At 61.8% G+C, this 7,466-nt stretch carries 7 protein-coding genes; all 7 read left to right on the top strand.

All coding sequences use genetic code 11. The features are described from left to right. Window positions 1–72 precede the first annotated feature (72 nt). From fliR to F8K16_RS02920, 7 genes are read left to right on the top strand one after another with little or no spacing between them, the layout of a single operon-like run. Complete coding sequence (gene fliR, locus F8K16_RS02950; protein ID WP_294946720.1) at window positions 73–852, top strand: flagellar biosynthetic protein FliR; 780 nt, start codon at window positions 73–75, stop codon at window positions 850–852. Next, on the top strand, window positions 852–1,991 hold the full coding sequence (gene flhB / locus F8K16_RS02945; RefSeq protein ID WP_294946717.1) for a flagellar biosynthesis protein FlhB: 1,140 nt from the start codon (window positions 852–854) through the stop codon (window positions 1,989–1,991). The genes fliR and flhB overlap by 1 nt, the downstream gene beginning before the upstream one ends. 3 nt (window positions 1,992–1,994) lie before the next feature. Beyond that, complete coding sequence (gene flhA / locus F8K16_RS02940) at window positions 1,995–4,112, top strand: flagellar biosynthesis protein FlhA (protein ID WP_294946714.1); 2,118 nt, start codon at window positions 1,995–1,997, stop codon at window positions 4,110–4,112. Then, window positions 4,109–5,251: a flagellar biosynthesis protein FlhF gene (flhF, locus tag F8K16_RS02935; protein WP_294946711.1), complete on the top strand. Its 1,143-nt coding sequence runs from the start codon at window positions 4,109–4,111 to the stop codon at window positions 5,249–5,251. The genes flhA and flhF overlap by 4 nt, the downstream gene beginning before the upstream one ends. Beyond that, on the top strand, window positions 5,241–6,143 hold the full coding sequence (locus F8K16_RS02930; RefSeq protein WP_294946708.1) for a MinD/ParA family protein: 903 nt from the start codon (window positions 5,241–5,243) through the stop codon (window positions 6,141–6,143). The genes flhF and F8K16_RS02930 overlap by 11 nt, the downstream gene beginning before the upstream one ends. Window positions 6,144–6,152: 9 nt before the next feature. Further along, window positions 6,153–6,878 (top strand): RNA polymerase sigma factor FliA, encoded by a 726-nt coding sequence (locus tag F8K16_RS02925; protein ID WP_294946705.1) that lies wholly within the window; start codon window positions 6,153–6,155, stop codon window positions 6,876–6,878. A 21-nt stretch (window positions 6,879–6,899) separates the two neighbouring features. Further along, entirely contained in the window at window positions 6,900–7,313 is a 414-nt protein-coding gene (locus F8K16_RS02920) for a chemotaxis response regulator CheY (RefSeq protein WP_294946722.1), read from the top strand. Window positions 7,314–7,466: the final 153 nt, after the last annotated feature.

Below are 7,466 nucleotides of genomic sequence, written 5' to 3'. Positions count from 1 at the left end.
CTGGATGTGTGGCTCAGCTTTACCCGCGAGCTGTGGCAGAACATTCCGGTGCTGATCGGGTTGGCGAACTGAGTGGTCTTCAGCTATCAGGAATTCCTGCAGTATCTCGGTCTCTACTTCTGGCCGTTCGTGCGCCTCGGTGCGGCCATGGTCATGATTCCCGTCTTCGCCATGCCGGCGGTGCCGGTGCGCACCCGCTTGCTGCTGGCACTGTTCATTACCTTAGCCGTGGCGCCGCAGCTTGATCTGCCCCCACCGATCGATCCCTTTACCGCCGCGGGGGTACTGACGCTAATGCAGCAGGTGGTCATCGGGCTGGCCATGGGACTGGTGTTTCTGATCATCTTTCAGGCCTTCGTGGTGGGCGGGCACTTCGTCTCCATGGGCATGGGGCTGGCCTTTGCCTCCATGGCGGATCCCACAAGCGGTCTCAACTCGCCGGTGGTCAGTCAGTTCTTCACCATCATCGCCACCCTGCTTTTTCTGGCGCTCAACGGCCATCTTCTGGTCATTCAGATCGTAGTGGACAGCTTCAGGCTGATGCCGCCGGGCACGCACATGCTCAGTCACGACAGCCTGTGGCAACTGGTCAAGTTCGGCGCCTGGATGTTTTCCGCCGGTGTGCTGATGGCGTTGCCGGTGGTGACCACGCTGCTGCTGGTCAACTTCGCCTTCGGCATCATGTCCCGTGCCGCGCCGGCCATGAACATCTTCGCCGTGGGCTTTCCCATCACGCTGCTGACAGGGTTGGTGCTGCTGTCGTTCATGTCCCCGTTTCTGCTGGAGCATCTGCGCACGCTCATCGAGCAGGGCGTTGAGCTGATCCGAACCTTTCATCTGGAGGCGGCCTGATGGCGGAGAATCAGGAAGGTCAGGAAAAATCCGAACAGCCGACGGAAAAACGCCTGCGCGAGGCGCGGGAGAAGGGGCAGGTTCCCCGCTCCAAGGAGCTGGCCACGGTGCTGATGATGCTGGCGGCCGGCACCTATTTTCTGGTGCTGGGACCAAGTGTCATGACCCGCTTCGATGCACTCATGCGCGAGGGGCTGCTGCTGGATCGGCAGACTGCCTTCGACATGCACAAGGCGTTCGATCACATCATCGCCCTGTTCGTGGAAGCGTGGCACATCGCCTGGCCGTTTCTGCTCATCATGACGGTGATCGCCATCATCTCACCCATTGTCATCGGAGGCTGGAACTTCGCGCCCAAGGCGCTGGCGCCCAACTTCTCCAAACTCAACCCCATTACCGGTTTCGGCAAGCTCTTTTCCCTGCGTAACCTGCTGGAACTGGTCAAGGCACTGCTCAAAGTGCTGCTGATCGGCACCGTCTCCGTGCTGGTCATCCTGCAGCTGGAATCTCAGATCTTTCAGTTGACGAAACTGAGCCTGCTCAACGCCCTGGCCAACGCCGGCGAACTGATCGTGTGGGCCTTCATCATCATCAGCCTGTCGCTGATCGTCATCGCCCTGATCGACGTGCCTTACCAGCTGTGGGAGCACACCCGCCAGCTGATGATGACCCGCCAGGAAGTCAAGGAAGAGTTCAAGCAGCGGGAAGGGGATCCGCAGGTCAAGGGGCGCATCCGCCAGCTCCAGCGGGAAATGGCGCAGCGGCGCATGCTGCAGAAGGTGCCGGAGGCGGATGTGGTCATCACCAACCCGACCCACTTCGCCGTCGCCCTCAAATATGACCCGGACACCATGCGCGAGCCGATCGTGCTGGCCATGGGTGCGGACCTGATCGCGCTGCAGATGCGCACGCTTGCCCGCAAGCACCATGTGCCTGTGGTGGAGGCGCCGGCGCTGGCCCGGGCGCTATACTATAATGCCCGGGAAGATGCGCCCATTCCCTGGCAGCTGTTCCGGGCCGTGGCCGTGGTGCTGGCCTACATCTATCAGCTGCGTGAGGGCCGGGCCGTGACACCGCCCAGATTCGACCAGCTGCCCGTGCCGCCGGAGATGACTCAACCGACAGGACAGGCCCGATAATTCATGACCCTCCATCAGCTGCTGGACAAGTTGCGCGCCGGGCTCTCGAGCGGACTGGGCATTCCCATCGCCATTCTGGCGTTGCTGGGACTGATCACCATTCCTCTGCCGCCGTTCCTGCTGGATGTCTTCTTCACCTTCAACATCGCGCTTTCACTGGTGGTGCTGGTGGTCACCCTCTATGTGCGCCGCCCGCTGGAGTTTGCCATCTTCCCCACCATCATTCTGGTGGCCACGCTGTTTCGTCTGGCGCTCAACATCGCCTCCACCCGGGTCATTCTGCTGGAAGGCCATCAGGGCCCGGATGCCGCCGGGAAGGTGATCGAATCCTTCGGAGAGTTCGTCATTGGCGGCAACTATGCCGTCGGCCTGATCATCTTCGCCATTCTGGTGGTCATCAACTTTGTGGTGGTCACCAAGGGCGCTACCCGCGTGGCAGAAGTCAGCGCCCGCTTCACGCTGGATTCCATGCCCGGCAAGCAGATGGCCATCGATGCCGACCTCAACGCGGGGCTGATCACGCAGGAGGAGGCCCAGCAGCGCCGGCGCGAGATCGCCATGGAAGCGGATTTCTACGGCGCCATGGACGGTGCCAGCAAGTTCGTGCGTGGAGACGCCGTGGCTGGCATCGTCATTCTGTTCATCAACATTCTCGGCGGGCTGTTCGTGGGGATGGTGCAGCATGGCCTGCCATTTTCGCAGGCGGTGGAAACCTACACGCTGCTGACCATCGGTGACGGACTGGTGGCGCAGATCCCGTCCATCCTGCTCTCCACCGCCACGGCCATCATCATCACCCGCATCAACAGCGACGAAGAGGGCGACATGGCCCGGCAACTGCAGCTGCAGCTGTTCGCCAGCCCCAGAGTGCTGGCGGTCACTGCCGGCATTCTCGGGGTGATGGGTGTCATTCCGGGCATGCCCAACGTCGCCTTTCTGTCATTGGCCGCGCTGGTGGGCGCTCTGGCCTGGTGGGTGGCGCGGCAACAGCAGCAGAAGGCGGAAACGCCGGTAGATGAGGTGCTGGAAAACGAGGAGGCGGCCAAGCCGGCCGATGTGACCTGGGATGATGTGGGTGAGGTGGACCCGCTGGGTCTTGAGGTGGGCTACCGCCTCATTCCCATGGTGGATCAGCAGCAGGGTGGGGAGTTGCTGGACCGCATCCGGGGCGTGCGCCGCAAGCTGTCGCAGGAGTTGGGTTTTCTCATTCCACCGGTGCACATCCGGGACAATCTGGATCTCAAGCCCACGCAATACCGCATTCTCATCTATGGCGTCAGTGCCGGCGAGGGTGAGGTCTACCCTGACCGTGATCTGGCCATCAACCCGGGACAGGTGTATGGGGAAATCAAGGGCATTCCCACCAAGGATCCCACCTTTGGGCTGGATGCCCTGTGGATCGATCCGGCTGACCGGGATCAGGCCCAGGCCATGGGTTACACGGTGGTGGACGCCAGCACCGTCATCGCCACCCACCTGAGCCATCTCATTCAGGAATACGCCTGGCAGCTGCTGGGGCCGGATGAGGTGCAGACGCTGCTGGATCGGGTCAAGCAGCATTCGCCCAAGCTGGTGGAGGAACTGGTGCCGGACAAACTGCCGCTGGCCGTGGTGGTCAAGGTGCTGCAGAACCTGCTGCGGGAGAAGGTGCCCATCCGCAACCTGCGCACCATTCTGCAGGCGCTCAATGAGCATGCCGCCCACACGCAGGATCCGGAAGAGCTCACCATGCATGTGCGGGCGGCGCTGGGACGCGCCATCGTGGATGAGCTGGTGGGGCCGGACGGTCCGCTTCATGTGATCACGCTGGAACCCTCTTTGGAGCAGCTGCTGTTGCAGGCTGCGCAGAATTCGCCACAGGGCCAGCTGACCATCGATCCGGGGCTGGCGGAACGGCTTTACAGTGCCCTGAACGAACAGGTGCAGAAGCTGGAGGCGGAAGGCAGGCCGGCGGTGCTGCTGGTCGCCCCGCAGATCCGCGCCCAGCTGGCGCGCCTGCTGCGCTACAGTCTGCCCAACCTGCATGTTCTGGCCTATACTGAAGTGCCGGAAGATCGCCAGATTCAGGTAGTGGCGGCGGTCGGCCAGGCCAGTGACCAGTCACAGGGGAGTGACGGATGAAGATCCGCCAGTTTCAGGGACGCAACATGCGCACCGTCATGGCGCAAATTCACGCCGAACTTGGCGAGGAGGCCGTCATTCTCTCCAGCCAGACCCTGTCGGATGGCACTATTGAGGTGACCGCCGCCGTGGATGATGCACCGGGACACCCCTCTCCGGCGCCTGCTCAGGTGCAGCCCTCCCATTCCGTGAGCGCGGCGGAAGCGCGTCAGATCGAGCGCATGAGCGAGGAGCTGGCACGCCTGAGAGCCCTGGTGGAGCAGCAGCTGTCCGGGCTGGCATGGGGGCAGGCGCAGCAGCAGACCCCTGAGCGGGCCATGCTGTTGCGCCGACTGTTGGCCATGGGGTTGGGCTGGGAGTTGGCGCAGAGCTTGCTTGATGCGCTGCCGGAAGGGGTGACAGGAGACGCCGCCTGGACACAGTTGCTTGGACGGCTGGGGGAGCGTCTCCACATTACCGAGGAGGATATTCTCAAAAGCGGAGGCATTGTGGCGCTGGTGGGGCCGACCGGTGTGGGCAAGACCACCACCATCGCCAAGCTGGCAGGTCGCTTTGTGATGCGCCATGGCGCCGGTCAGCTGGCGCTGATCACCACCGACTGTTATAAAATTGGCGCGCAGGCGCAGCTGCAGACCTTTGCCGACATGATGGGCGTGCCGGTGCATGTGGCGCAGAGCCGCAACGAGCTGGAGACCCTGCTGATCGGACTTCGGGATCGCAGGCTGATCCTCATAGACACCGCCGGCATGAGCCAGAAGGACATTCGCATCACACAGCAGCTGACGGCCGGTTACAGCGGGCTGGTGCCGCTTAAGAACTATCTGGTCATGTCGGCCGCCAGCCCGCTCAAGGTGATGCGGGAGGTGTATCGGGCCTTCTCCCGCATGGGACTGAAGGGTCTGATCCTCACCAAGCTGGATGAGGCCGTGCAGCTGGGCTCAGCCCTGACATTGATGGCCGAGACGCAGCTACCGCTGGCGTGGCTGTCCGAAGGGCAAAGGGTGCCGGAAGATATCGAACGAGTGGATGTGGATCATCTGATCGACCGGGCGATGGTCATGCTGGACCAGAACGGACAGGATGCCATTGACGGCGCCATGCGGCTGGGCGTGGGCAAGGAGTTTTTCGATGCACAATGATCAGGCAGCGGGACTGCGGGCACTGAAACAGGCGGGTCAGCCGCAGCAGGCTGATAAGGTGACAGCCCGGCCGGCAGGTTCGGCTGCCGGCAGCCCTGTGCGTGTGCTCGCAGTCACCAGTGGCAAGGGCGGCGTGGGCAAGACCAACGTGTCGGTCAATCTGGGGGTGGCGCTCAGCCAGATGGGGGAGCGGGTGTTGCTCATGGACGCCGACATGGGGCTGGCCAATGTGGACATCATGCTGGGGCTGACACCCAAGTACAACCTGTCCCATGTGTTGGATGGTGAGAAGACGCTGAAGGAGGTCATCGTCCCCGGGCCGGCCGGCCTGCGCATCATTCCGGCAGCCAGCGGCGTCAAGCGCATGGCCGAACTGTCGCCGCTTGAGAACATGGGTATCGTGCATGCCTTCGCCGAACTGGGCGACGAGCTGGATGTGCTCATCGTGGATACGGCGGCAGGCATTGCCAGCAGTGTGGCCACCTTCTGCCAGGCGGCGCAGGAGGTGGTGGTCGTCGTCTGTGACGAGCCGGCCTCCCTGACGGATGCCTATGCCCTGATCAAGGTGCTCAACCGTGACTATCAGCTGACCCGCTTCCGCGTGCTGGCCAACATGGCTCAGGATGAGCGGCATGGCCGTAAGCTGTTTCTCAAACTGGCCACGGTGACGGAAAAGTTCCTCAACATTCAGTTGGAATACATGGGCACGGTACCCTATGATGCCGCGCTCAAGGCGGCCGTGCAGAAACAGACGCCCGTCACCCTCTACGATCCGGCCAGCCGGGCAGCCAGTGCTTTCCGTGAGCTGGCACAGCAGGTGATGGACTGGCCTGTTCCACAGGGGCCAAGCGGTCATATCCAGTTTTTCATTGAAAACCTGTTCCAGGGGTAGTCGTCAGGCATGAATCGCGGCGTACAGGCCTACACCTCCGTTGCCCGCACCCGGGATGAGATCGGGGATGTGGAAAGCTATCTGCCGCTGGTCAAGCGCATTGCCTGGCATCTGAAAGGGCGCCTGCCGGACAGCGTGATGGTGGAGGATCTGATTCAGGCCGGACTCATCGGGCTGATTGAGGCGATGCAGAATTTCCGCGATGATCAGGGCGCCAGCTTCGAGACCTACGCCGGCATTCGCATCCGCGGCGCCATGCTGGATGAAATCCGGCGAGGCGACTGGACCCCCCGTTCCGTGCATCGCAAGGCGCGGGAGGTGTCTGAAGCGATCGCAGCGGTGGAAGCCCGCACGGGACGCGAGGCCCGTGATGAAGAGGTGGCCGAGGAACTTGGCCTGAGCCTTGCTGAGTATCACAGGATTCTGCAGGACACCAACAGCGCGCAGCTGCTGTCCATCGACGAGCCGGACCATAGCGAGCTGGATGAGGATCAGCTGGTCAGTGACATGCCGGCGCCGGTAGCGGAAGTCATGGAAGAAGGATTCCAGCAGGCGCTGGCGCAGGAAATCGACCGACTGCCGGAGAAGGAGAAGCTGGTGATGGCCCTCTATTATGACGAGGAGCTCAATCTCAAGGAGATCGGTCAGATTCTTGGAGTGAGCGAGTCGAGAGTCAGCCAGATCCACAGTCAGGCTGTCAAGCGGTTGCGGGCAAGACTGAAGAATTGGTTATAAGGAGCGTGATATATGAGTGATATCAATCGAGACATCAACATCCTGGTGGTGGATGACTTCTCCACCATGCGCCGTATTGTCAAGAACCTGCTCAAGGAGCTTGGCTTCAAGAACTTTGACGAGGCCGACGATGGCGCAACCGCCTGGCCCATGGTGCAGACCGGCAAGTATCAGCTGATCGTCTCCGACTGGAACATGCCGAAAATGACCGGCATTGAGCTGCTGAAAAAGGTGCGTGCAGATGAGAAGCTGAAGGACACCGCCTTTCTGCTGATCACCGCAGAAGCGAAGAAGAGTCAGATTCTGGAAGCGGCGCAGGCCGGGGTGGATGGTTACATTGTCAAGCCCTTTACGGCGGCGACCCTTGCGGAGAAGCTCAAGAAGGTCTTCGAGCGTTACAACGCACGCATGGCCAAGAAGAAGCAGGCTGGCTGAGTCTGCCTCTGATTTTTACCCGACCGGAAAAGCGACAGAGCGATGAAACTGACGATGGATGTGCTCAAGCCCCGTGTGGAGGCCCTGTGCGAAGCCATGCAGGCGGGCGACATGGAACGGTTCGAGGAGCATCTCGACTGGCTGACCGTGCTG

The organism is Sulfurivirga sp., from assembly GCF_015490265.1.
Lineage (GTDB): Bacteria > Pseudomonadota > Gammaproteobacteria > Thiomicrospirales > Thiomicrospiraceae > Sulfurivirga.
This window is presented reverse-complemented; position numbering and strand designations above follow the sequence as displayed.